This window comes from Neobacillus sp. SM06 (assembly GCF_050496765.1).
Classification (GTDB): Bacteria; Bacillota; Bacilli; order Bacillales; family Cytobacillaceae; genus JAEVLT01.
In genome coordinates this window covers 25417-50638 of sequence record NZ_JBNWEO010000005.1, presented here as the reverse complement: position 1 = coordinate 50638, position 25222 = coordinate 25417, and the positions used below count along the sequence as shown (strand labels likewise).

General features: G+C 41.7%; 24 protein-coding genes and 2 riboswitches. Of the genes, 10 read left to right on the top strand and 14 right to left on the bottom strand.

Annotation, left to right across the window (positions count from 1 at the left end; all coding sequences use genetic code 11):
- Nucleotides 1-126 precede the first annotated feature (126 nt).
- Complete coding sequence (locus ACQYAD_RS00425) at nucleotides 127-1062, top strand: cation diffusion facilitator family transporter (protein WP_430234471.1); 936 nt, start codon at nucleotides 127-129, stop codon at nucleotides 1060-1062.
- A gap of 290 nt (nucleotides 1063-1352) precedes the next feature.
- Here ACQYAD_RS00425 and ACQYAD_RS00420 read toward each other — a convergent pair whose 3' ends face one another.
- The gene (locus tag ACQYAD_RS00420; protein WP_430234469.1) at nucleotides 1353-1583 is read right to left on the bottom strand and encodes a DUF2198 family protein; all 231 of its coding nucleotides are present in this window, start codon (nucleotides 1581-1583) and stop codon (nucleotides 1353-1355) included.
- A 187-nt stretch (nucleotides 1584-1770) separates the two neighbouring features.
- On the opposite strand from ACQYAD_RS00420, the gene ACQYAD_RS00415 reads away from it, so the two are divergent.
- The 7 genes from ACQYAD_RS00415 (at nucleotide 1771) to ACQYAD_RS00385 (ending at nucleotide 8863) form a co-directional block, all read left to right on the top strand.
- Complete coding sequence (locus ACQYAD_RS00415; protein ID WP_430234467.1) at nucleotides 1771-2502, top strand: YqjF family protein; 732 nt, start codon at nucleotides 1771-1773, stop codon at nucleotides 2500-2502.
- A gap of 212 nt (nucleotides 2503-2714) precedes the next feature.
- The gene (locus tag ACQYAD_RS00410; RefSeq protein ID WP_430234465.1) at nucleotides 2715-3815 is read left to right on the top strand and encodes a glycosyltransferase; all 1101 of its coding nucleotides are present in this window, start codon (nucleotides 2715-2717) and stop codon (nucleotides 3813-3815) included.
- Nucleotides 3805-4500: a lysophospholipid acyltransferase family protein gene (locus ACQYAD_RS00405; RefSeq protein WP_430234463.1), complete on the top strand. Its 696-nt coding sequence runs from the start codon at nucleotides 3805-3807 to the stop codon at nucleotides 4498-4500. Before ACQYAD_RS00410 ends, ACQYAD_RS00405 begins: the two co-directional genes overlap by 11 nt.
- A 192-nt stretch (nucleotides 4501-4692) precedes the next feature.
- On the top strand, nucleotides 4693-6333 hold the full coding sequence (locus ACQYAD_RS00400) for a LytS/YhcK type 5TM receptor domain-containing protein (protein ID WP_430234461.1): 1641 nt from the start codon (nucleotides 4693-4695) through the stop codon (nucleotides 6331-6333).
- Entirely contained in the window at nucleotides 6305-7033 is a 729-nt protein-coding gene (locus ACQYAD_RS00395; protein WP_430234459.1) for a LytR/AlgR family response regulator transcription factor, read from the top strand. The genes ACQYAD_RS00400 and ACQYAD_RS00395 overlap by 29 nt, the downstream gene beginning before the upstream one ends.
- A 103-nt stretch (nucleotides 7034-7136) precedes the next feature.
- Nucleotides 7137-7367: a DUF3311 domain-containing protein gene (locus tag ACQYAD_RS00390; protein ID WP_430234457.1), complete on the top strand. Its 231-nt coding sequence runs from the start codon at nucleotides 7137-7139 to the stop codon at nucleotides 7365-7367.
- Nucleotides 7364-8863, top strand: a complete 1500-nt coding sequence (locus ACQYAD_RS00385) for a sodium:solute symporter family protein (RefSeq protein WP_430234455.1) — start codon at nucleotides 7364-7366, stop codon at nucleotides 8861-8863. Before ACQYAD_RS00390 ends, ACQYAD_RS00385 begins: the two co-directional genes overlap by 4 nt.
- Before the next feature lie 1103 nt (nucleotides 8864-9966).
- Here ACQYAD_RS00385 and ACQYAD_RS00380 read toward each other — a convergent pair.
- The 9 genes from ACQYAD_RS00380 to selD all read right to left on the bottom strand — a co-directional run bounded on the left by ACQYAD_RS00380 (nucleotide 9967) and on the right by selD (nucleotide 19193).
- On the bottom strand, nucleotides 9967-10440 hold the full coding sequence (locus ACQYAD_RS00380; protein WP_430234453.1) for a divergent PAP2 family protein: 474 nt from the start codon (nucleotides 10438-10440) through the stop codon (nucleotides 9967-9969).
- A gap of 36 nt (nucleotides 10441-10476) precedes the next feature.
- On the bottom strand, nucleotides 10477-12198 hold the full coding sequence (locus ACQYAD_RS00375; RefSeq protein ID WP_430234451.1) for a DUF6044 family protein: 1722 nt from the start codon (nucleotides 12196-12198) through the stop codon (nucleotides 10477-10479).
- Between the two features lie 302 nt (nucleotides 12199-12500).
- Nucleotides 12501-13727 (bottom strand): MFS transporter, encoded by a 1227-nt coding sequence (locus tag ACQYAD_RS00370; RefSeq protein ID WP_430234449.1) that lies wholly within the window; start codon nucleotides 13725-13727, stop codon nucleotides 12501-12503.
- Nucleotides 13728-13775: 48 nt separating this feature from the next.
- Entirely contained in the window at nucleotides 13776-14429 is a 654-nt protein-coding gene (locus ACQYAD_RS00365; RefSeq protein WP_430234447.1) for an ArsR/SmtB family transcription factor, read from the bottom strand.
- Between the two features lie 133 nt (nucleotides 14430-14562).
- Nucleotides 14563-15699: a cysteine desulfurase family protein gene (locus ACQYAD_RS00360; protein ID WP_430234445.1), complete on the bottom strand. Its 1137-nt coding sequence runs from the start codon at nucleotides 15697-15699 to the stop codon at nucleotides 14563-14565.
- Nucleotides 15653-16381, bottom strand: a complete 729-nt coding sequence (locus tag ACQYAD_RS00355) for a class I SAM-dependent methyltransferase (protein ID WP_430234443.1) — start codon at nucleotides 16379-16381, stop codon at nucleotides 15653-15655. Before ACQYAD_RS00355 ends, ACQYAD_RS00360 begins: the two co-directional genes overlap by 47 nt.
- 85 nt (nucleotides 16382-16466) lie before the next feature.
- Nucleotides 16467-16817: a DsrE/DsrF/TusD sulfur relay family protein gene (locus ACQYAD_RS00350; RefSeq protein ID WP_430234441.1), complete on the bottom strand. Its 351-nt coding sequence runs from the start codon at nucleotides 16815-16817 to the stop codon at nucleotides 16467-16469.
- A 29-nt stretch (nucleotides 16818-16846) separates the two neighbouring features.
- Nucleotides 16847-18004, bottom strand: a complete 1158-nt coding sequence (gene tsoY, locus ACQYAD_RS00345) for a selenoprotein TsoY (protein WP_430234439.1) — start codon at nucleotides 18002-18004, stop codon at nucleotides 16847-16849.
- Nucleotides 18005-18206: 202 nt separating this feature from the next.
- The gene (selD, locus tag ACQYAD_RS00340; protein ID WP_430234671.1) at nucleotides 18207-19193 is read right to left on the bottom strand and encodes a selenide, water dikinase SelD; all 987 of its coding nucleotides are present in this window, start codon (nucleotides 19191-19193) and stop codon (nucleotides 18207-18209) included.
- A gap of 113 nt (nucleotides 19194-19306) precedes the next feature.
- Here selD and ACQYAD_RS00335 point away from each other — a divergent pair, with 113 nt between their 5' ends.
- Nucleotides 19307-20194 carry a LysR family transcriptional regulator gene (locus ACQYAD_RS00335; protein ID WP_430234437.1) on the top strand — a complete coding sequence of 296 codons (888 nt, stop codon included), beginning with the start codon at nucleotides 19307-19309 and terminating at the stop codon, nucleotides 20192-20194.
- 80 nt (nucleotides 20195-20274) lie between these two features.
- Nucleotides 20275-20363, top strand: a riboswitch (cyclic di-GMP riboswitch).
- Between the two features lie 253 nt (nucleotides 20364-20616).
- Here the strand turns inward: ACQYAD_RS00335 and ACQYAD_RS00330 are convergent.
- From ACQYAD_RS00330 to ACQYAD_RS00315, 4 genes are all read right to left on the bottom strand, one after another.
- Nucleotides 20617-21816, bottom strand: coding sequence for a phenylacetate--CoA ligase family protein (locus ACQYAD_RS00330; protein ID WP_430234435.1), 1200 nt, complete (start codon nucleotides 21814-21816; stop codon nucleotides 20617-20619).
- Between the two features lie 28 nt (nucleotides 21817-21844).
- Complete coding sequence (locus tag ACQYAD_RS00325) at nucleotides 21845-22927, bottom strand: methyl-accepting chemotaxis protein (protein ID WP_430234433.1); 1083 nt, start codon at nucleotides 22925-22927, stop codon at nucleotides 21845-21847.
- A gap of 127 nt (nucleotides 22928-23054) precedes the next feature.
- Nucleotides 23055-23147: riboswitch (cyclic di-GMP riboswitch) on the bottom strand.
- A 129-nt stretch (nucleotides 23148-23276) separates the two neighbouring features.
- Nucleotides 23277-23750, bottom strand: a complete 474-nt coding sequence (locus ACQYAD_RS00320; RefSeq protein WP_430234431.1) for a DinB family protein — start codon at nucleotides 23748-23750, stop codon at nucleotides 23277-23279.
- Nucleotides 23751-24054: 304 nt separating this feature from the next.
- On the bottom strand, nucleotides 24055-24534 hold the full coding sequence (locus ACQYAD_RS00315) for a hypothetical protein (protein ID WP_430234429.1): 480 nt from the start codon (nucleotides 24532-24534) through the stop codon (nucleotides 24055-24057).
- Between the two features lie 168 nt (nucleotides 24535-24702).
- Here ACQYAD_RS00315 and ACQYAD_RS00310 point away from each other — a divergent pair, with 168 nt between their 5' ends.
- Nucleotides 24703-25140 (top strand): VOC family protein, encoded by a 438-nt coding sequence (locus tag ACQYAD_RS00310; RefSeq protein WP_430234427.1) that lies wholly within the window; start codon nucleotides 24703-24705, stop codon nucleotides 25138-25140.
- Nucleotides 25141-25222 lie beyond the last annotated feature (82 nt).

Below are 25222 nucleotides of genomic sequence, written 5' to 3'. Positions count from 1 at the left end.
CTATATATTTTATAAAAATATGATTAATTTTGATTATTATTCTCAATTATATAATTATTTTCTCATTTAGAATTGACAACTACTTTTTCTCAAGAATATAATCAGGTTAAGAAGGGAGAAATTTGGATGAATAAAAACGATTATCATCATTTAAATCATGTAAAACAACAACATAAGTCAAGGAAAACTTTATGGATTACATTATGGTTAACATTGTTCTTTGCTCTTGTTGAAGTACTAGGGGGTTTGGTATCCCACTCACTTGCCCTATTATCAGATTCTGCTCATATGTTGTCAGATGTCGTTGCTTTAGCACTTAGTATGACAGCCATCTATATGGCTTCCCGGGATTCCAACCAAAAATACACGTTTGGTTTTTTAAGATTTGAGATTATTGCCTCTTTTCTTAACGGACTTGCTCTTATGATTATTTCAATTGGAATTTTTGTCGAAGGATTTCGGAGGATTATTACTCCTCGGGAAGTAAATCTTCCAATAATGTTAACCATTGCAATGATTGGTCTGATTGTTAACATTGTTCTCACATTGGTACTAAGTCGAACTACAAAAGAAGAAGAGAATTTAAATATTCAAAGTGCACTTTGGCACTATATAGGGGACCTATTGAATTCGGTTGGAGTGATTATTTCCGCGATTTTAATCTATTTTACAGGTATTTCAATTATTGATCCTTTAATTAGTATGGTTATTGGTGTCATTATCTTCATTGGTGGTGCAAAAATTATTCATGAATCATACCTAATTCTTATGGAGACTGTACCTAAACAATTTAATTTAGATTCTATTCGACAAGATCTCCAAAAGATTGAGGGAGTGATTGATGTACATGAAATTCATCTTTGGGCTGTATCTACTGACCACTATTCATTTTCAGCCCATATATTGGCATATAATGAAATTCAATATTCAATAATTATATCCAACACAACAAAACTCTTAAAAGAAAAATATGGTCTGACACATTCAACAATCCAAATTGAAAACCCATCCATGCATGATCATGGAATATACGGGGAGAAATTTTTACTTAACCACGGATAAATCAGAACAGACAAAGGATTTGACCTAATTTTTTTTTTGTAATTTGATTGTTAGATCCTTCAATTCCACTTTGTAAAAATGTCGTCCTCTTTTCTATATATTGACTCTCGCCATTCGCCAAGTTTATGTTAGGTTTAAAACTGGCATACTGTGAACGGTCAATTTTTTTATACGCTTGTTTAAGACTAGTGTTAGGATGGTACCCTAATCATACAAACAAACGAAGCAGCATTTATGCAAAAACAGCCAAAAAAAAAACGGCATAGGTGATTAATCATGCCGTCTGCCGTTTAACTTTTTTTTACCACTCTTTGTTTAAGCCTGACTGCAAAGCCAAAACCGGCAGTCAATGAAAAAGCATCCAAAATCATAATCGGCCATGTATGCGTGTAGCCTTTATAGACAGATGCTGTAATAAGGCCAACCGTTAGAATCAGCCCAATTACCCGATTGTAAGTGACCCTTGTGAAAAGCAAAACCAGCAAACCGGGCAAAATGAGCGCTGATAAGAATTCAATCATCAACGGGTTCACCTCTCCATTCCTTTCTTTACCGTTATTCTAAAAAGAACGGTATGAAAAAGCAACACAAACTTCACATTATAAAAGAGGGACGCCTACAGTTCGTCTAGCTGTTTTAATCAAGATAGAATCGGTAATCCGATTACGTTGTAGTTGTATGGTTAAAACCGAAACGGAGGAAGCATTTATGGAAAAAGAGTTGTTGCCATCAAGTCATCGCCCCGATCCTCTTCCATCGTCCCCATGGCTGATAACGCAAACGTGGGAGCATATCCTTTTCATGCACTGGGAGCTTCCAGCAAGTTCATTGCAGGCACTGATTCCTTCCGAGCTCGAATTGGATATGTTCGATGGATCAGCATGGCTTAGCATTCTTCCCTTTCGCGTTGTTCACCAGCGGATCAGAGGACTGCCGGAAATTCCATTATTCCGAACCTATCTTGAATTAAATGTACGAACCTATGTCAAACACAACGGGTACAATGGGGTCTATTTTTTCTTATTGGATGCCAATCACCCCTTAGCGGTTCTCGGTGCAAAGGCTCTGTCACTGCCCTACCGATACGCTACAATGGAAATGCAGCAATCGCTGGATAAAGTGAATTACAAAAGCAAACGGATTTTTGAAAGTGGGCAGCAAGGGGAGTTTACAGCCAGCTATAAACCAACTTCACCTGCTTCAGCAACCACTCCCGGCAGCCTTGACCATTGGCTGCTTGAGCGGTACTGCTTGTTCACAAAATGGGGGAATCAAATTCTCCGCGGCGACATCCATCATCAAAAATGGGAAGTCAGCCAGGCTGAGGCGGAAGTGGCAATCAATACTGCTGCACCGTTTTCGATCCCCAACAAGAAACCGCTGCTCCACTATGCCCCCCTTAAAAAAGCCTTTATTGGGTCATTAAAAAAGATGGGGTAATGTGGCTTATCCCCCCTTTTTAACCGTATTGCGTTATACCAGTCACCATTTCGTCAAATTTACACCTAGTCCTACTTAATTGTTCTTTTTTGCCAGAATCGGTATGATAACATTAAAAAGAAAAACATTCATAAACACTCTTCTTTTCAGAATAAGCTAGTAATAGACGAAATGTCGGGGGTTTCACCTTACCGCCGAAAGGAGACATGGTTATGTTTAATGTTGCAATCATTATTCCTGCCCTTAATCCGACGCCAAGTTTAATTGAATATGTAAAAGCTTTACTGACTGAAGGAGCTGCGCAAGTTATTGTGGTAAATGACGGGAGCAGGGCAGAGTTAACCCCCATTTTTACAATGTGCAGTCAATTAAACAATTGCACCGTTTTAACGCATGAGATCAATAAAGGGAAAGGACGAGCTTTAAAAACGGCTTTTACCTATTTTTTAAAAAATATGAATCACCTGGCTGGTGTTATTACAGCCGATGCAGACGGACAGCATGCAGTCGAAGATGTCTGCAAACTGGCAAAAGGACTCACAGACATGCAAACAGGCATTCTTTTGGGGGTACGGGATTTTAGCCAAAGCAATGTTCCGTTTCGCAGCAAGTTTGGCAACCGAGCCACAAGCCTTATCTTTCGTTTTTTGTATGGATATAAACTGGAAGACACCCAAACGGGTTTACGCGGGATTCCGATAAAGGAATTGCCCCAGATTGCCACGTTAAAAGGTGAACGTTATGAATACGAAATCAATATGCTGATTTTTGCACGCAAGATGAATATCCTGATGAAGGAAATTCCGATTCAAACGTTATACTTCAACCAAAATGATGGTTCCCATTATAATTCAATTATTGATTCCATCCGCGTCTTTCGCAAGCTGATTTCCGGGCTGCTCCGCTATTCGTTTTCAACGATTGCATCAGGTGTGATTGATATTCTCTGTTTTATTTTACTAGCGAATGTTTTTTTCATTGAGTTCCCGCTGAAAACAAGGGTGTTTTTTGCTACATTGCTGGCAAGAGCTTTCTCTTCCTCTTGCAATTTCTATATGAATCGGAAACTCGTATTTCAATCAGGAAATCAGTTGACCGGCTCGATCATGAAATACTATTCTTTAGTAATCGGGCAAATTATCGTTTCATATGCACTGGTTGTCTCTGCAAATCTATCATTTGGGGCAAACATCGTTCTTGTAAAAATCATCGTCGATACCTTGATGGGAATCATCAGCTATCAGCTCCAGCTTCATTGGGTTTTTAAAAAAAATCATCCTGAACAGATGGCAGGCGAAAGTCATGGCAGATAATTTTTATGGAAAGGGATTTCGGCTCATACGAGGTATGGTGCGGGTTGTCTATCCCTCTTATTCTTTGAAACAAGCAAAACTTCCCGACACACCGGTTGTGTTCGTGTCCCATCACCAAAATTTGTTTGGTCCATTTATCATTTTGCTTTGGTTTCCGCGGAGCTTGCATGCTTGGATTCTGCACGTTTTCCTTGATCAAAAGGCCTGTTACCGGCAATATGTCGATTTTACATTCACGAAGCGGTTTGGATTCCATAAGTTGGTGGCAAAAGGGTTGGCCTATCCCATTTCCTTTTTTATTTCCAAACTGTTGAATTCAGGAAAAGGCATCCCTGTTTACAGGGGATCGCGGAAAATTCTGCACACGTTTCAGCAAAGCGTTGCAGCCCTTAAAAACGGCGAAAGCCTTATCATTTTTCCGGATACCCATTATCAGGATTCCTCTGCAGGTACAAACGAAATGTACGACGGATTCCTCTTTTTAGAAAAATATTATTACAAAGAAACCGGTAAACATGTCTGTTTTGTTCCCCTTTATGCCAGCAAAAAGAAAAAAACGATCATTGCCGGCAGTCCGGTCTATTTCCCAGGTCGAGAGGATTTCCAATCAGAGCGCAAATTCGTCCTTGGTAAAATTCACGACCATTTAAATGAGTTGGCAAGACGGTGCGGCGATCTTTCATAATTGATTCGAAGAATGCCAAAGGGCGGATCTGTCCTTTGGCATTTCGCGCTTTTCGGACCGCCTTTTTGGGTGCTTCACTCCCCTTTAAGACGTTCCATCATGCAAAATAAGCAAGATAGGGTAAAATAGACTTGCTGATTTTTCTTTCTTTTGAAGAGGACAGTTTTTTTGACAACAGGAGGTTTTTAAACGATGCTGTTTCTTCTGGCTGAGCAAGTGGAGCGCGTTGGCTTTTTGATTGCGATGGCGTTCCTGTTTTCGAGGCAGCAGAAGCTGCGCCATTTTATGCAATATCAAGATGACAATCGCAATCTTTTTTATTTTATTTCCCTTTTCAGCTTCTTTGCGATTTTAGGGACGTTTTCTGGCCTCCCGGTAACAGGGGTTGGCTACCATGAAACACCGTGGATTCAACAAATTGCCGGCTGGGAAGCCATTGCCACTTCACGAACCATTGGGGTGGTGATCGCCGGGTTGTTTGGTGGAGTCAAAGCAGGTTTCGCTGTCGGTTTGATTGCTGGTATTCACCGTTATTTATTAGGAGGTTTTGTCGCTTTGCCCACCATGATTGCCCCGATTCTTCAGGGGATGTTTGCCGGATTGATGCGAAATTCGCTTAAAAAGCGGTACCGTCACGTTGCTTCCATCCAAATGTCGTTTATCGTGGGCTTTCTGGCTGAAACGATGCAGATGCTGTTAATCTTGCTTCTGGCAAAGCCCTTTGATCAAGCACTTTCACTTGTCAAGTTGATTGGAATTCCGCAAATTCTTTCAAACAGTCTCGGTGTTGCCGTGTTTTTCATTATTCTCATGCAGGTGGCCATTGAAGAAGAAAGAATTGGCGCTCATTATGCCCAAAAAGCGCTGCAAATCGCAGAAAGAACCTTGTCGTATTGGCGCAAGCCGCTCGATCAGGCGGTAGGAGAAATCGGACATGTTCTCCTCCAAGAGACAGAAGCAGTCGGCGTCACGTTTCATCAACAAGAAAAACTCCTTTTTCAAAGAGGGGATATTACCCCGTTTGGAGTCAACTTGCCGATCGAATACGGCAGCCAAAAGTTGGGATTATTCCAAATTTTTTACGAAAAAAAGCAGCAGCAGCAAACAGCGGAAGTAACTGCGATTTTAAACGGATTGGCCCAGCTGTTTAGCCAGCAATATGCGTTGGCGGAAGCCGAACGGCAGGCACACTTGGTCACCAATGCCGAAATTAAAGCACTACAGGCGCAAATGGATCCGCATTTTTTATTTAATGTTTTAAACACGATTAAATCATTGATTCGGACTGCGCCGGAGGAATCGCGAAAAATGATTACCCAGCTCGCGAAATATTTGCGAAAAAACATGCAAAGTATCAATCAAGATTTAATCCCCATCAAAGAGGAACTGGATCATGTCAGAATCTATCTCAACTTGGTCAAAGCCCGCCTTGGCGAAAGACTAGAGATTGAATGGGAAATAGACGAAAGCAGTTTGGACTATACGATTCCATCGTTAACCATTCAGCCAATTGTTGAAAATGCGATTGTACATGGGATTCGCAAAATGAGCAAAGATGGACGTGTAATCATTAGCATCACCAGACGGAAAAATGACATTCATATCAGCGTCTGCGACAATGGTTACGGGATGGATACGGATGTAGTCCCGAAAAATAATGACGACCATATGGGTTTTGCTTTGGCCAATATTCGCCAGCGCTTATCCTATCATTTTGGAGAAAAAACAAATTTTACAATTCAATCGCAGAAAGGACAAGGAACCGTTGTTTCTTTTGTCAGGCCGATTGACGAAGGGGTGCTGAATGATGGCGATTCGCGTCATGATTGTTGATGACGAACAGCCCGCGCGTGAAGAGCTTGCCTTTATGCTCGGGGAAATAGCCGGCGTCGAGGTAATCGGCGAGGCCGCTTCCGGGATGGAAGCAGTAAAAAAAGCAAAAGATCAAAAACCAGACCTGCTGTTTCTTGACATTCAGCTCCCTGATTTAACCGGCTTACAGGTTGCTGAAATTTTAAACGAGTTCGATTTTCCAATCCAGGTCGTTTTTTTAACAGCATATGACCATTTCGCGATCGAGGCGTTTAAACTGCGGGCATTCCATTACGTATTAAAACCGTATGATTCAGAGGATTTGCAGGAAGTGTTCGAGAACTACGCAAATAGGCTCAAGGAAAATCATCTCAAGACAGAACAGACAAAAACCAAATTGGCGATCGAAACGGAAAACGGGATTACCTATTTGTCGCCGAAAGAAATTTATTTTATCGAAAAGCAAGGACGCGAAGTAATCATTCATACCAAAACGGAGAAACTGAAAGCCTTGTTTACCCTTAGTGAACTGTTGGACAAACTGGAACGGTTCGGCTTTTTCCGGACGCATAAAAGCTATTTGGTCAATTTGGAACATATTAAGGAACTTCGAACATGGTTTAACGGCTCTTACAATTTGATTATGAATGATCAAACCCATTCGGAAGTTCCCGTCAGCCGCAATTATGTCAAAAGTTTACGCGAAAAAGTCGAATTATGACATTTTGCGCACAATTTTATACATGATAGGACAAAAGTGATCGCTTCCAAAATGCAAGCCGATATAATAAAGCACAAGCGGATGGACATATTAATACCGCTGAATGAAAACGCATTCAAAGGAGGCGTCACAGTTGAAACCACTTATTTTTTTATTAGTCCTAATTCCTTTTCTCGCTCAATTGGTAGCGCTGCCACTAGTTAACAAGATCAACCCGATCCTTTTCGGATTTCCTTTGTTTCACTTTTGGCTGCTAATCTGGATGATTTTAACTCCCATTTTCACATGGGCCATTTACAAAATTCAGAAGTCTAGGGGGGAGATTGAAGGATGAAAGGGAATCTAACCGCACTGATGGTTACATCCATCATCGTTTTAATTGTAATCGGCATCGGATTTTTGGCCGGTCGAAGCAAAGAATCACGCAGCTCTGTTGAGGAATGGTCTGTTGGCGGACGCCGGCTGGGAAGCCTATTCGTCTGGTTTCTCATTGGGGCGGACGTTTACACAGCCTATACTTTTTTAGGCTTAACCAGTTCCGCTTATACAGGCGGAAGCATCGCCTTTTTTGCAACGCCATACGTTGTCCTGGCATACCCGCTTGCTTACTTCTTTTTACCTAAAATTTGGAAAGTTGGCAAGACTCACAATTTTACAACACTAGCCGATTATATTAAAGGCCGGTTTGACAGCAAATTGTTTTCCGTATTGATTGCAATTAACGGCGTGTTAATGCTGATTCCGTATATTGACTTACAATTAAGCGGAATCCAGGATACATTAAGAATAGCCGGTACAGGTTATATTAACATTACTTTTGTTGTCGTCGTCTCGTTCTTGCTCGTTGCTTTCTATACGTTCTTTGCCGGAATTAAAGCGCCAACCTATACGGCGATTATTAAGGATATTTTAGTTTGGGTCATTATGTTGTATATGGTTGTGACCATTCCGATGATTCATTTTGGCAGCTGGGGCTCCATGATGCAAGCAGCCGTTTCGCACGCACCTGCCAAACTGATCTTACCGACTTCAGGTCCAAAAGGCATGCTCTGGTTCTCGACTGCTGCGCTGATTTCGGCAATGGCCTTGTTCATGTGGCCGCATACAGCAACAGGTGTGTTTAGTTCAAAAAGCGGCGAGTCATTGCGGAAAAACGCGATTGTTCTGCCATTCTATAATATTGTGTTAATGCTTGTGACCTTTTTAGGGATTACTGCCTTTTTGGTCATTCCTAAAGGAACCGATCCACGCTTTGCTTTCTTGGAATTGATTCATATGTCTTATGGCGGCACGATGCAAGGCTTGGCCTATTCGACGATTGCATTAGCCTCATTGGTGCCATGTTCCATTATGGCCATCGGTGCATCAAGCCTTTTTGCCAATAATATTTACCGTGATGTCATCAATCCAAAAGCTTCTTCAAAGCGGATGACATTGGTTACACGATACATGGTGTTTGTAGTCATTGGTCTGGCATTATTATTCGGCTTGCTATTCCCGAATGCCCTTATTTCCTTGCAGTTAATGGGCGTGTCGGGTATCGTGCAAATTTTCCCGGCCGTCGTCTTCAGCCTCTACTGGAGAAAGCTTTCAAAAGAAGCGGCATTTTCCGGATTTATCGCCGGGATGGTTGTCGTCTTCACGCTTTATGCGACCCATCAATCGTTTGGCGTGTATGAAGGTTTCTGGGGACTTGTCGTCAACATTCTCGTTCTAGTCGCGTTAAATCCGCTCTTTGCCAAAAAAGCAGAAGGACGAAACAACGCCGTTATCGAAACATTGTTTGGCAAAAACAATGTTAAATCAGCAATTGAACGGAAAGTTGGGTAAGAAAAACCGGGCAAAACCGCCCGTTCCTTTTTAGTTTGGTGGATAAACGGGGTCTGTTGATTTCCGCTCCAGGCACTCGCTTTCCGGGGGGCGTTCCGGTGAAGCCAGTAGTGACCGGTTTGGCCTGAAAAATTGGAGAAGCGGGCATTAGGGAAGCTAGTAATGACCGGTTTGGCCTGAAAAATAGGAGGATCGGGCATTACGGGAGCTAGTAATGACCGGTTTACCCTAAAAAATTGGTGAATCGGGCATTACGGGAGCTAGTAATGACCGCTTAGGCCTGAAAAATAGGAGGATCGGGCATTACGGGAGCTAGTAATGACCGGTTTACCCTAAAAAATTGGTGAATCGGGCATTACGGGAGCTAGTAATGACCGCTTAGGCCTGAAAAATAGGAGGATCGGGCATTACGGGAGCTAGTAATGACCGGTTTACCCTAAAAAATTGGTGAATCGGGCATTACGGGAGCTAGCAATGACCGGTTTACCCTAAAAAATTGGTGAATCGGGCATTAGGGAAGCTAGTAATGACCGCTTAGGCCTGAAAAATGGGAGAAGCGGGCATTACGGGAGCTAGTAATGACCGGTTTACCCTAAAAAATTGGAGAAGCGGGCATTACGGGAACTAGTAATGACCGCTTAGGCCTGAAAAATTGGAACATTGGGCACTACGGGAGCTAGTAATGACCGATTAGACCTGAAAAATAGGAACATTGGGCATTAGAGAAGCTAGCAATGACCGGTTTACCCTAAAAAATTATAAGAAAAACCGGGCAAAAGCCGCCGCCCGTCCCTTTTTAGTTTGGCCGTTATGGAATAAATTCCTTGCATGTATACTTTTCATGTCACAGATTCCTGATTTTGGTCAAAAAAGGTCAACATATAAATTCTGATATTATAAATGAAAACTCGCCGACTGACGAGTCCTTTGGACGAAGACAGAGGTGTAGTTGAATTTACACGCTCGTATACCTGCCACATCCTGTGGCACTCGCCTGACTAGGACGTCCTGTCCATCGTCCGTTCAGAATTTATCCATATAAATACTGATTAGCTAAAAAACAAAAGGATGTAAAATCGGCACTTCGATTTTACATCCTTTTTTCAGGAAAATGGATAGAAATAAAAGGTCAATTCCCCAACGATAATCCCTGTGATCATGCCGAAAAATACTTCAACTGGCTTATGCCCAAGCAACTCTTTCAATTTTTTCCTTGACTCCGCGTTTGTTGGGTGCGGGTCTTTTAATGCTTCCATTAAACGGTTAAAATCCGCCAGTAATTGATTTAAAATTTCCGCATGAAATCCTGCCTGTCTTCGTACACCAGTAGCATCATACATCACGATCGTCGACAGGACCGCACTAATGGCAAACTCATTTGAAGAAAATCCCGATGTCAAACCGATGGCTGTCGCAAGCGCCACAATCGTTGCAGTATGTGAGCTTGGCATGCCGCCTGTACTGAACATCAATCTCCAATTAAATTCTCTCGTTGCAAAGAAATGAATCGGTATTTTGACTACTTGAGCAATCAGCATGCCCAATAGCGCCGCAAACAGTGGATACGATAAAACCATGTTGTCCTCCCCTTGATCGTACAAAAATTTATAGTTTTATTTTACTTTGTATAAATAAATCCGCCAATATGCATCCTTTGAATCAAAAACCTTTTGCAGTTCCAGTTGGTTTTCTGCTGCGTTTAGAATCGGAACAGAAGAAAGAACATAATCCCCGCCCATTTGCTTAAGAACAGCTGTCTTTAGTTCCAAATGGGTAATTACCTTTTTCGAATGCTTGGAAAACTGGTAATGTTGCCCTAATTCGCTGGAAAACACATAAAGCCGGCCGCCCCAATCGTCAAAATAGGTTTGCAGCGATTTGCTTTTCGCAAGTTCTGAAGCGATAATCTCCCGAAATTGATGCTTATAGGACAGCGGGTAAAAATTATTATACGTATCAAGAGTATACATCCCGTTATACTGTGCAATGGCCGGATGCAGACCGATGCTGACAACCCGGTAGTCCTGAACCGGTTTGCCAATAAATTTTTTGATCGCATCAAATTCCTTAACCGCATAAAATTGGCCAAATGACGGCGAATTGCGGTAATAAATTTGTTCGTTTGACGGGATTAAGACCGCAAGCTGCAAAACCACCAACATTCCGATCAGCAGGCGCCAGCGTTTCTTCCCTACCAACCGCCAAACGATTTGCATTGACACAGCAAACAAAATGTAAATCACCATCGGGTGCAAATAATGGTAACGCGAAAAATTAAAGGTGTTTAATATACTGATTTTTTGTTTTAGCGGTACCCAGCCTTCATACCACCAAAAGGCATACCAAACGGACAGCAAAAAGTTGGCAAGATGCAAGCCGATAAACAGTTTCTCCTGCTTCCATCTTTTTTGAACAAGCACAATGACGAGCACAATGAGTGATAAAGGCAAAATAATATACTGATAGAGCGTTGGGTCTTGGTAGTGCCCGACCACATAGTTTTTGAAAATTAACCGGATGGTGGCAACGAGGCTATTTTTCGATTCCAAAAACTCCGAGCGATTTGTTTTTTCCGTTGAAAAAATAAGCGAGACAAACTGCCGGTATTCAATGAGTAAATAAATCAGGGTCATATAGGCAATCGAAAAAAACAAGCGCCACTGCGGTTTTTTTGTGCGGATGACATCCACAAGCCAAAAAACACCCATTGCACTGAGAAAAAAGAAAAAGCCCAGCATGAATGTTGAATAAAAAGGCAAAAGGGTCAGCGTTAATACGCTTCTGCGGAGCTGCCGCCGATTGTAGATATTCAAAAAGGCCCATAACGCAAACGGCATTCCCAATGTGCTTGCCATTCCATTTGCCCAAAAAGGGGTCAAGGCAAACGTTACGGCGGCGCCGACACGGATGATGCCCTGATTTTCATCTTTGACCACATATCGTTTTAATACTAAATACATTCCCCAAAAAGCGAGTAAGCGAGAAATCGCCTGATTTAGTCCATAAGCCGTTTCTGCAGGGAAAAAGTGAAACAACTGCACAATGCCATAAAATTCAGAGTAAATCGCATTTCGCGATAACTGTCCGTTGATAATCTGCGGAATGTTCGCATCAATCGAACCAAACAGCTGGCCGCTGTCCATCAGCACTTTGTACCAGGCAATATTGGAGTCCATATTGTCTAGAACCCGCATATGGGCCTGTTCCCCGAGGATAAAGTACGGGGCAACCCAAAGTGCAATAATCAGCAGCGCCAGGGTAATATACATTTTCTCGTTTTTCCATAATCCTATCAATCTAGATCGTCCCATAATTACCTCGATTCCTTTGTTCATACTCTATACCCATGCACTTCGACCGATTTTGCTGACGATTCACCTAGTTTAACGACTGATTTCTTCGCTTTTCACAGTAACTCCGCCCGATTTGATGACTATTCCGCGACTTTCACAATTGATTCCGCGGCTGTAACAATTTGTTCGCATATCCAGTCTACCAAAAACCCGCCTTTATTACTAAAAAGACCCAACCATTCGACAAAAAGTTCATTTTTTCCTTGTCACACGCAAAAAAACCTTGGCTCTCTTTAAATCGAACCAAGGTGTTCACTTCCATTGTTATCGTACCATTTTATTTCTCACGATTCAATTGTTTCGTGCAGCCGAATCTTTGCTACCAATCCGGATAAAAACGGCAGCATGGCAACGAGTCCGATGGCCCAGCCAACACCAAGAAAATCGGCGAATATTCCTGCAAGCAATGCCCCAAAGGCATAGCCGCTGTCACGCCAAAACCGGTAAACACCCATCGCGGAAGCCCGCCACTCCGGTGCTGCGACATCGCTGACCGCTGCTTGTAAGGTTGGATAGACCATTGCAGTACCGATCCCTAAAAGAATAGCGGCAAAAATCCATAAACTAAATTGGTGAACAACTAAGATCAGCCAAAGCGCAATGGCTTGTGTCCACATTCCATATACGATAAGCACCTTCCTGCCGATTTTATCACTTAATGCACCCGTAACTAATTGAAACAATCCCCACGCAGCGGGGTAAACCGCAACAATGGTACCGATTTGGCCAACCGACAACCCCGCGGCGGAAAAATAAAATGGAAACAATCCCCAGGCCATCCCATCTTTTAAATTAGTTGACAAACCGGCAAAACTGATGCTCGATAAGCTCCGATTGTTCCAAGTCGCAAGCGCGAACACTTTTTTCGAAGATAATTCATTGACAGCCTTGCTATTTCCGCTCGTTTGAATTTGCAGTTTCAAATGCTCTCCCGTGTCTTTGGCAATCAAGGAAAGGAAAATGCCGATGATCACAATGCCAATTCCGACATAAAACGGCTCGGGTCTTAAAGAGTAAACAGAGGCAATATAACCTGACACTGCCGCCATAATGGCAACACCGGAATAGCCGGCAAATTCATTTAACCCGACCGCCGTCCCCCGCTGATTTGCTTTTGAAAGGTCAATCTTCATATTCACGGTCATCGACCAGGTCAGGCCTTGATTGATCCCAAGGAAAATGTTCGCCACAATAATCACCCACCAAGCACGGGCATAAATAATAAGAATTGGCACAAAAAATCCAACAAACCAGCCTAATATTAATACTTTTTTTCGGCCAAGCCGGTCCGCAATCTGGCCGGCGAAATAGTTCACGATTGCCTTTGAAAAACCAAAGCTAATAATGAACGACAATGCGGCACTGGCAGATGCCAGCCCAAATTGCTTTTCGCCAAGCAAAGGAAGGACTGTTCGCTCAATCCCCACCATCGAACCAACAAATAAATTCGTCACAACCAATAAAATGAACTGAACCAAATTCTCTTTAATGCCAATTTTCGGTTGTTCCATGACTTCCTCCCGTATCTAATTATTGACGAAAAATCATCCTCTTTCCTCCTAAATTGAATGGTGAATTTGTTTCCATTCATTGATGCCTGCTTCGAGCAAGGATGCTTGATACCCCTTGGAACGCAAGAGTTCAACCGCTTCTGTCGCATAGACGCAATATGGCCCCCGGCAGTATGCAACGAACTCTTTATCATTCGGCAGCGAATCAAGTTTCTCTTCCAGTTCAGAAATGGGAATGGATAAGGCATTTGGCAAATGTTCTGTTTCATACTCTTCCGCCGGTCTCACATCCAGCAGCATAACCCCGTTGTTTCTTAGCTTTTCTGTCAATTCTGCAAAGGAAATCGGCTTTACTGTATTTTTCCTTAAAATAAAATCTTCTCTTATGTGGCTGACATCGGAAATCCGATCTTCTGCTGTTCCTCTTAAAGCGAAAACAAAAGCCAGCACCTGTTCACTTGCAAGACGATAAATCACATAGTTTTTATCCTTTGAAAAAATCACCAGCTTTGCTTCGAGCAATGTTTGCAAATGCTTTGAAGTATTGGCAATACTCATTTTTGTATCCAAAGCCAGGGCTTCCACCGATTTAGGCCCTTGTGTTAAAAGGTCAAGCAGTTCAATTCTTTTTGGACTCGAGATCGCCTTCCCGATTCGGGAAAACTCCCCATAAATAAAGTCCTTAAACTCACGCGTTTCCAAACAAACACCTCGCTTTGTATTCAACTATTAAACTAATTAGTTGAATAGTATCATATGAATCGGTTATTGTAAAGTAACTTTTACTCAATAAAAAACCATGCCTTCGTTTGACCTTTTGGCATGGAATACATGTTTATATCAATTCTTTTAACCAGCTGATCACTTGATCGATTTCTTCCTTCGTTGTCGGTCTCCCAAGGCTGAACCGGATAGCGCCCATTCCGATGTTTTCCGGGACACCCATTTCTTTTAACACAGGGGATAGGTCTATTCTGCCTGAATGACAGGCCGAGCCAGTCGAGGCCGCTAACAATGGCATTGCCGATAAAAGATCTTGACCGATTTTACGGACAAAACTTACATTCAACGTATTCGGCAAACGTTTTTCTTCATGGCCGTTCAACACGACCCGTTGGTCAAATTCCTTTTTTAACTGCTGCCAAAAATAGTTTGTCAGTTCCTTAACCTTCGAAGAATGCACATGTTTTTTGGCCAGCTCACAGGCTTTCCCCAACCCTACTGCAAGCAGCGTATTCTCTGTCCCGGCACGGACACCGAATTCATGTCCAGCCCCATGGATAAGCGGTTCAACAACCGTGCCTTTTCGCAGATACAACGCCCCGATGCCCTTTGGTCCATACAGTTTGTGGCCGGCAATTGTCAGCATATCTACATTCAGTTCATTTACGTCAATCGGTATTTTCCCTGCAGACTGGGAGGCATCGGTATGAAATGCAATACCGTGTTTTTGAGCTATTTTCCCGATTTCAGCTATCGGCTGAATCGTTCCCACTTCATTATTCGCATGCATGATCGTAATCAGGATCGTCTCTTCCGTTATTGCAGCTTCGATCTCATCAGGTGAAACCATTCCGTGCTCATCCACATCGACCAGCGTAATCTTGGCACCCATACGCTCCAAAAATTTCAACGGATTTAAAATGGCCGGATGCTCCATTTTGGAAGAAATAATATGGGTTCCTTTTTGCTGATGCTGAAAATAATACCCCTTCAGCGCAAGATTGTTTGCTTCACTGCCACCGCTTGTCAAAATCATTTCTTCAGCTGAACAGGAAAGAAGATCTGCCACTTGCTGTCGCGCCCTAAAGAGCAGCTCTTTTACCGGCCGTCCTGCCCAATGAAGTGCAGAAGGATTTCCATAAAAATCGGTTAATAGTGGCTGCATCGCCTCCACTACTTCAGGAGCCAACGGGGTACTTGCATTATAATCGAGATAAATTTTCTCCAACTTCGCTTCCATTCCCTTCATTTTTATTCCAGCAAACCCCAAAGTATCCAGCTTCATTTTCTTTTGGCCGTTTGGCTCGTTCTATCTCGAGAGCCATTGCCTGATCCTTGGTGATGAACTCATCAGCTGTAAAAAATAATCCGAGTTGAATTATATCTGGTGGCAGCAATGTTTCGCTGACCGTTGTTGGTGAAAAGAAGGCAGCATTGGCAAACACACTTCCGGGTTTTTCCTGTCCTTGCGTTTGATATTTTTTCCCCCACGGGCTGTCTTTGCCAATAAACCCGCAGACAAATCTGCCTCCCTTTTTCAATACGCGCAACCCTTCTTGCAAAACTTTGTTTGGATTTCCGACAAATTCTAAAACAATATTGGCGACAACTAAGTCAAACGTTTCATCTTCAAACGGAAGCTGCTGAATATCTGATCGAACAAAAGCAATTGGGAGCGACAATGAAGCTGCTTTTTCTTTGGCTCTATCAAGCATATTCGCAGAGAGGTCAACACCGGTAACATTTAATCCGTTTCGCGCCAGCCAAATGGAATAAATCCCGGTTCCACATCCTAAATCAAGCGCCTTTTCTCCCATTTGTGGCATGGCCAACTGAAAAACAATCTCTTTTTCCAAATGATCGACAAAGGAGCCAATTTCCGTTAAACACCAGGAATCATACGTTGCTGCCGAATCATCAAACTGTGCCATGGAACATCCCCCCTTACTAATAGTTGCTTTAATTATACCAAAATTGAAAAAAGAACCCCGCAAATGCGGAGTTATCCGAATAAATTTAATACGAGATCATTTTATCAGCCCAAATCGACCAATCAGCCAGTTCATCCATCGTGCTTTTATGTGCGCTTTCATGAAGCTCCTCTTCCGAAATTCCCCTGGCATCCATGCAACTGCCGCATACGCCAATCACAACCCCTTTGCGTTTTGCAACCGTAAGCATTTTTTCCAAATTGTAATAGCCATTTGGCGTTTTTTGGTTGACCTTTGCACATGCAGCTGCATCAGCAATCAAGAAAACACGGACTTCTGTATCCTCTTTTCCGGCAATGGCGTTTGCTTGCCGGAATGCATTATAGGCTTTTTCCGTTCCGTATGGAGGATCGTTCACAATCACTAAAAATTTCATTTTCTTCACCCTTCTTTTTATGTTTAAACTCAGCCGGAAATTTTCCCGGTTGTAACCGGCAATACAACCTCTGCCTTATTCGCCTGGTGGAATTTTACAAAAATCAATCCGTAAAGAATTGCACCAAGAATTGTGCTCACGTAATTTGCAATCGACAATGCTGCTCCAGGATAATAGATTCCTTGAACGTAAACTCCCAAAACTTGGGAGCCAACAAACGCTCAAACCATCCCCCATTGCGTTGGAGAAAATGAGCTTTTGAAAAAATCTTTCTTTAGATAGTCCATCAGTAAATAAACGGTAAAGAGACCCCAGCCAACCGTAATAACATAGGAAACGGTTATCAAGAAATAGGAAAGAATGCTACTATCAAACGAAAACGAATGCTGAAGATAACTCATCATCCGGTAAAAACTCAATCCTAGCAAACACGTTATCGGAATAACTAGAAAATAGGCTGGAAGGATTGGCTGATCCGGCAGCTTGGCGTTCTTTATTTGCATGTACAATAAAAAGGCAAGCTTTGCGAGAAACAGGAAGATCCCGATGCTTAAGACAAACAATGAGCCAACCGATGCGATTGTTGCAATGCTGCTGTTTTTTGCCATCGAAGTGATACCTGTTCCCGTCAAGCTGACTAGACCGAAAGCGAAAACGTCAAGTAGCCACACAAAATTTAATTTGTTTACTTCTATTTGTTTCGAAAACCAGCTTTTCGCTACGTTGAATTCAAGAAAGAATAGCGATACCCATAAGATTCCAAAGAAGATCAGCGAAGGCATCATCATGGACTGGGTTGACAGTTTGGGAAAATAAAAAGCCATCGGCCCCCATATCACATTTGCTGTCATCGATAATGACGCAATGGGGACAAAAATCGTAATGTTCATAAGCGGGTTTTCAACAAAAGCTGTAAATTGATGTCGTTTTCCGAGCCACTGAAATAGACCTTTTAAGAAAACAACAGTCAAAAAGAAGTTGGTAGCTGTAAAAATCAGCATAAGGACTACCAGTACAAGGTACATCGCTGTTTGACTACTGCTTAGCCGGGACCAATCAATTTGCGTGAATTTCAGCAATCCTTCCCCATGTGGGATGGCAAATTGCAAATAATTGAAAGCCATCAGGGAGACGCCCCCGGCTGCAAGAGCCGCTTGAAATTTAATCGGTGCAAATTTTATTTTCACTTTTTTCCCTCCGTTTCACAGGTGATTTTGCCCAAACCGTTCTTCGTCCTTCTTTCTAAAACGAATCTTTCTTACTTTCATTATAAGAACGTTCATTTTATAAAGGAAATGCATTATAATTATATTATCATTACAATTTTGCATACTTGTTTTCAGCCTATAAAAAAACTAAGAATCGTTCAGATCCTTAGCTTACATACAATTATCTCAATTTGTTTTTTGTTTCAATTGCAACATCTTTTTTTTCAATGGCCATTCCAATTGGATATACAGGAACATTTCTTTGGTTCAGCTCCCTTATCAAGGAATCGGTTTTGGCCTGGGGAACAAAAATGAGCAAGCCGCCCGAAGTCTGCGGGTCATAGAGCAAATATTCCTCATCTCTTGTCAACTTCGCAGTATGGCTGACATTTTTATGAAAGGAATAATGGTTTTTGAGAATCCCCTCCGATACGGCCCCTTGTTCAAGCAACTGAAAGGCATCTTGAAGGAAGGGAATGGTTTCATTGAAAAGCTCAATTGAAACACCGCTTTTTTCAGCCACTTCTGAAAGATGCCCGATCAAGCCGAAGCCGGTCACATCTGTGCATGCCGTCGCATCAGCCGCAATCATCGCCTCAGAGGCATTTCGGTTCAACGTCGTCATCTGGCTGACCACTTCGGTTACTTGCTCTTCAGTGGCCAGTTTTTCATCAATGGCCGTTGTATAAATTCCGATGCCAAGTGGTTTTGTTAAAAAAATGCGGTCTCCCGGCTTGGCTCCCGATTTGCTGATGAATTTCCCGTTTTCAGGAAGAAATCCTGTGACCGAGACGCCATATTTGGGAGAATCATCGATTGTGTGGCCGCCCACAATCGCTACTCCAGCCTCAAGCGCTTTATCGGTCCCACCTTTGATCATTTCTTCTAAGTAGCTTAATGGCAGGGAAGAAACCGGAAACTCAATGATGTTCAGCGCATATTTCGGGATCCCGCCCTTTGCATAAATATCGCTTAGGGCATTTGCAACCGCAATCGCGCCAAATTGGTACGGGTCATCCACAATCGGCGTAATCATATCGACCGTTTGCAGGATCGTTCCATTATTGTGATCGTACGCGAAAACATCTTCCCCGATGCCTGCTTTTATCTTTTGATCATTTGTTGCAGGTATATTGCGCAAAACTTGCGCAAGATCCGAAGATCGTATTTTGCATGCTCAGCCAGAGCCCGAAGAATAAGAAGTCAAAGCAATCATAGGGTTATGCATACGGTTCTCCTTTTTGAGTTACAATTTTTCCACTTTTTAAAAGAGGTGTAAACATGGATTTCCATCAACTGAAAAGCTTTTATTATGTAGCAAACTACCTTAATTTTTCCAAAGCAGCCGAAAAAGTTGCGTTAAGCCAGCCGGCGGTCTCACGGCAAATCGAAGCATTGGAAGCCCATTATCAGCTTTCCCTCTTTAAACGAACCGGGAGAAAAGTCGAACTGACTGATGCGGGCAGACGTCTGCTTCAATACGCTGAGAAAATCTTGCTTTTAACCGAAGAAACAGAAAAAGCCATGAATGCGTTAAACAATCTCGAAGCCGGTGAAATAAAGGTCGGCGCTGGGACAACCATTGGTAATTATCTTTTGCCTTCTTTAATTGTAGACTTTCAGCAAAAATATGCAACTATCGCGATTGACTTGTCTATTGATAAAACAGAAGTGATTATAGAAAAGTTAAAAAAAGGGGAATTGGATGTTGCCATTGCCGCAAAGTCAAGTAAGGACCCCGACTTTAACTATAAAGCGCTTTTAAACGAAGAAGTCCTCCTGATCGCCGGGAAAACTGGCAAATGGAATCTCGAAGAAATCACCACGATTCATCAGTTAAAAGATGAGACTTTTTTTCTCAGAAAGGCTGGCTCCAACACGAGAGAGAAAATCGATACTTTCTTTCAAACCCATCAATTTAAACCGAAAAAACAAATCGAATTTGATACAAACGAAGCCATCAAGCAAGCAATCATCAAACACCAAGGAATTGGCTTTTTATCGGAACAGGTGATTGCAAATGAAAGGAAACTCGGCTTGGTTGAGCCATTTAAACTAGCGGAGCGGTGCCAGCGAAACTTTTCGTTGATTTTTCCAAAAGAAAAATTCGCCACCCCCGCTCTGCTCATTTTTAATCAATTTATAAAGAAAAACATTTATAAACGATAATGCGCTCCTATACTTTCCATTTTAACGGATTAATTGTTTTTTGCACCATCTATTTTCCCCAAATTCTTAAATATGTTATGATTAAATCTGGGCAAATTTTACGAAAGTAAAAGACGCAAAGCCACGGGCCTAACGTAATTTCGATTACCATGGCAGCCGGGTTGCATATCATAAGCGCTTTTCTACCATTTTGCCTAAAAATACACATACGAGAGAAGGCAAATTGTGTACTTTCCAACGGTTCAAATTCAAGAAACAAAGCAAATTCATATTGTGAAAAATAAAAATCTCTGCGGGTGCGGCCTCGTTTATAATCCTTTTCCTACCTTGACAAGAAAAGACCTGAAAATGATTCAAATGAGACCGGTAGATCAAATAACGTGTGAAAAATGCAAAACCCTATTGAAAGAAGGAGATTAAGATTATTTTATCCATTCCCATTCTTTTGTCTCCCGCTCGATATGCGCATACTTCGCATATGCCGGCTTTTCGGTCAACTTTTGCAAAGAAAAAATCTCGGTGAACACTACTTCTACAGCCAATCCCAGCTTTGTTGAGATTTCTTCTTCTAGCGTTTTTCTTGATGGCTTCATTCTAGTGGTGTATTGGAACATAAATTGCACATGATCTGTTAAAACCTTTACTTTCCACATAAATGGGACGTTTTTTAAAGAATACACAACCTCTTGTAAGTCATAAAACGTAATTTCCCTATCGTTCGGCATACGGATGAGATCCTCTTTTCGTCCGTAATGAATCATAATAGGTTTGGTTTGTCCGCAACCACATGTACTTCCTGCTCTCAACTCAATGATATCCTGGTTTGCGTAACGAAGCAGCGGCATTCCTTCCCTTGCTGTTGAGATGACACAATTACCCTTTAATCCCTCTTTTGCCGGTTTTCCATTTTCATCAACTGATTCGACGAAGGCATTTGCATGATTCAAATGGTAATGGCCATTTTCACAACTCATAAACAACCCGCCTGTTTCCGTACTTCCAAATAGTAAATAAACGGGGACACCCCATACGTTTTCAAGATGTTTTTTCCTAGATGGTGTCATCAGTTCCCCGGCCAGAACGAAAGCGCGAAGATTTGGATTTGGAAGCAAGACACCCATTTGTTTTCCGACCTCATATAATTTCTCCGCTTCAGACGGCAGCATTGTGAGAATGGATGGATTCGTCCGCTCAATGATTTCCACAACACGTCTGTCTGGCGTAATCATACTGGCTTTATCTACAGCAATATGACCAGCTCCTACTCTGGCCGCAGACCAATAAAAGATAAAAGAAGGGATGGCCATGGCAAACGGAAACCGATTCAACACAAGGTCTTTTTCATTAAGCTGGAGGCTTGAGTTCAATACGACATTTACCTCTTGTTCAATATCCTTATGAGTAAACCAGCTTGGCGTTGGTGTTCCGGTTGTTCCACTTGTCTCATGATAGGTTGCGATTTGATCAATGGCTGTGCCGATAAGATCATAAGCATCCGCATTTCTTAATTCCGTTTTTGTCGTAAACGGGATACCCAGCCAATTTTCAAAATGCTGACCTGCTAATTTTTCCTGATAAAATCGAGATTTGAGTGCAGCGTCGATAAAAGGTCTATATTGCATGAATTCATTCCCCTTTCGTTTTATCTGATCATTCCTTTGCCTTCTCAATCAGAATCGCCATTTCCTCTATCTGTTGCTGAATGGTTTTTGTTAATTCATTGATTTTTTGGACACCGCCCATTTGAACCTTTTCTGTATACTCAGTCAAGCGACTGATCTCCTGTGATCCAGCTGAGAGCTGCTGAACAGCCGCAGATACATCAAGAATCTGCTGGGAGACATGATTAATTTCCCGCTGAATCACTTCAAAAGAGTGTTTAGCCTCATTTACCGCCTTTGCCCCATTCTCGGTTTCTTTTTTTCCTTCCTTTGTAAGTTGTACTGATTTGGAGACCTTGTCTTGAATGGCTGAAACAATATTTGTGATTTTCTTCGTTGAATTGGTTGCTTCTTCTGAAAGTTTGCGCACCTCATGGGCGACAACGGCAAATCCTTTTCCATGTTCGCCTGCTCGTGCTGCCTCAATTGCGGCATTTAACGCCAAAAGATTGGTATTTGCCGAAATCTCCGTTATTGTATTGACAATTTGGCTAATTTCACTTGAGTGACTCGATAAATCCATAATCGTTTCGGATAATTGATCAACTTTTTGATGGATTGATTCCATTTGCCCGATTACCGTTTCAATTCGCTTGAAGCCTTCTAGTGCCTCTTCCGAAGAAACTTTAGACAAGTGGGAGACCTTTGTGGCGCTTACGGCAATTTGCTCAATACCGCTAGACATATCAGTAATGGCAGCAGTGCTTTTTTCAACATTTTGCGACTGGATCCTAGCACCCTTTAATACATCTTCTGATATATTCATCAGTTTGCTCATGTTTTGCTTAAAAGCAATTAAGGAAGAGACAAGTTCGGAAAATTTCTTTTTTGTCTCTGCCTCCAAAAAAGACGGGGCTTCACTTGCTGCTGCTGTTTCCGTCACTGCTATTAGATTTTCAACAGGTACCTTTTTAACCTTTAAAATAGTTAAAATGAAAAATATAAGGGAAAATAGGACAACAAGTCCGAGTTCCCATGTAAAATCTTTTACGCCAATATAGGCAATGAACAGACTGTTCGGTATAAAAAATAAGACAGAAACCGTAAGAAATAATTGATTTTTTACCTTCATTCGATCGTTTCCTTTCTTTCTATTTCAAAATGGTGTCATTCATGATCGTGATTCTGCTGTCCCTCCTTAGGGAAAAACACAAAAATAAAGCCCCTACAACAGTTTGTAAGGGATGTGATAGAACCGCTGCTGCAACTGGCTGACATGATCGATCGTATGACCGACTTTAGTCCCTTTAGTTTTGTGCCACTTTGTTTCCAAAGTTTTACCCTTGTATTCATTTACTTTTTTTATCGTCAAAACATAAGAAAGAATAAATAGTACTTTTGACTCAATCGTTTGGTAGTTTGGTTTAAACGCAAAGAAACTGAGACACGAGATACGCCTCAGTTTGATTCGATTGCCAATGCTACTGCTTGTTTTGTGCTTCAAAACGTTTTTTCACCCGTCTGATTTGCTCGATATGACCTTCAACATGTTCAATAGAATGTTCCAAAATCTCTTTAAATGTAAGCGGGCCAGCAACAGTATGGGTTCCAGTCCGAAAATAATCTTGTTCTGTTAATTGCTGGAGAATTGGCAGAAAGCTTTCGCGCATCGATTTGAATAGCTGAAGATACAATTGGTGATCTAGTTGTTGGGAATGCAGGCGATCTGTCCATAATTCTTGATCAAAGGCAGTCAGAATCGGGTTCTCTTCTGCCAAAACCGCCTTCATCCGATGGATATGTACCAGCTCTGCATCTGAAACATGAATAATAATTTCCGTGATGCTCCAACTAGTTTCGGATGGTTTAAACAATAGCAGTTCTTTGGAAAGGCCATCGACTTCATTTAAAAGCTTTGAATACCCTTTTTGGTATTGCTCCATTAACAATTCCATTCTAAATCACTCCCCTTTGCTCATGATTATAACAGACTTGGAATCACAGCTTGCTCATTTAGCCAATCTTTTATAAGATCGTCTGCCGTTCTTTTCTGAAATACAATGGGAAGTTGTCTGCTGAATGGGGAAATAGATTGTACAGATGTCGGATTCACAGGGGGAAGTTCTTTATTTAAAAGCAGGTTACAGTAGTTTTAAGGGCTAAAACAAACACTCATCATCAGGGGACTCTTCAGGAATTAAATTTTCTGTTTCATAAAAAACAAAGGCCATCAACGCTCCAAAAATGCGATCAATTAGTTCAAAGCTGAAGATGACCTCTAACTTGAGCCAGTTCTCTTTCATTTTTCACTGTCTTTTCACAAGTATGGTCTTGATCCCATTTCATAAAAGTGAGCATTTTCTGCATTTCTGAAAATTGTTTTTCACTTTCATTACGTGAAATAAATTGTTCATCTTTTACCTCTTGTAGATCCGATTTCATTTCTTGCAGGTCAATCTTCATTTCTTGCTGATCTATCTTCATATCTTGGAAGTCGGCCTTCATATCCTTGATTTCAGCCTTCATATCCTGGATGTCAGTCTTCATATCCTGGATGTCAGCCTTCATATCCTGGATTTCTCTTTTCATTTCTTGCTGATCTGTCTTCATATCCTTGATTTCAGCCTTCATACCCTGCAATTCACTTTTCATTTCCTGCTGTTGACGATTTAAACTGCCTACCATTGTTATTAACGTGGTTAACATTTCTTCCAATCTGTCAAGCCTTTTTTCGAGCATGTCCATTCACCTCCTTCTCTTCACATTATACTATAATTTCTTTCTGAAAAAATACAATCGGAAGAATTTATAAAAGAAGGGTATTTCCCTGTTTTAAGCGAATTAGAATTTCAAACAAACCGTACACGAAACGGTATTAAAATAACAGGAACATAGGAGGTATGAGAAATGAAGATCAATAGAATCGATCATGTGAGTATAAACGTAAATGATCTTTTAGAGGCTAAAGCGTTTTTTCTTGAGTTAGGACTTGAAGTGCAGGCGGAATGGGAATTGGCTGGAGAACAGTTGGACAGAATTGTTGGGCTTAATGATGTTAAAACGGCATGTGTAGGCTTGGGGATGCCAGATGGTCAAGTATGGATAGAGCTAGTCAAATTTTATTCGCCGTCAGATGAAAAAGTTATTCAGCAACCTTTAGCAAATACGCTGGGGATCCGACATATTTGCTTTGCTGTTGAAGATATTGAAGCCATTGTTGAAAAATTGAAAAAGAGGGGTACGGAAATCTTTAGTGAGATCCAGCAATATGAAGAAAGGTATAAGTTATGTTACGTTCGTGGCCCAGAGGGAATTATTTTAGAGTTGGCGGAGAAAATCAAGTAAATATCAGAACAAAATAGGGTACAGAATCGCAATGGTTCTCATACCCTATTTTTTATTCCTGTTATGCGGAGCGCAGAGCATT